This window comes from Pseudoalteromonas sp. T1lg23B (genome assembly GCF_002964665.1).
Taxonomy (GTDB): Bacteria; Pseudomonadota; Gammaproteobacteria; order Enterobacterales; family Alteromonadaceae; genus Pseudoalteromonas.
Genome location: NZ_PQBZ01000034.1, coordinates 1,536,972 through 1,537,244, shown reverse-complemented (window position 1 = coordinate 1,537,244; position 273 = coordinate 1,536,972). Strand labels below are relative to the sequence as shown.

Annotated in this window: 1 protein-coding gene; it reads left to right on the top strand. The window is 63.7% G+C overall.

Annotation, left to right across the window (positions count from 1 at the left end; all coding sequences use genetic code 11):
• The coding region (locus C2M32_RS20865) for a hypothetical protein (protein WP_234401309.1) at positions 1 to 273 on the top strand (273 nt) is incomplete at both ends.

The following is a 273-nucleotide window of genomic DNA, read 5'->3' as shown; positions in this document are numbered from 1 at the left end:
GAAGAAGCCGAGCGTCAACGACTAGCCGCAGAAGCCGAGGCGAAAGCACAAGCGGAGCAAGCCGCCGCAGAAGAGGCCGAGCGTCAACGACTAGCCGCAGAAGCCGAGGCGAAAGCACAGGCGGAGCAAGCCGCCGAAGAAGAGGCTGAGCGTCAACGACTAGCCGCAGAAGCCGAGGCGAAAGCACAAGCGGAGCAAGCCGCTGCAGAAGCAGCCGAGCGTCAACGATTAGCCGCAGAAGCCGAGGCGAAAGCACAAGCGGAGCGAGCCGCA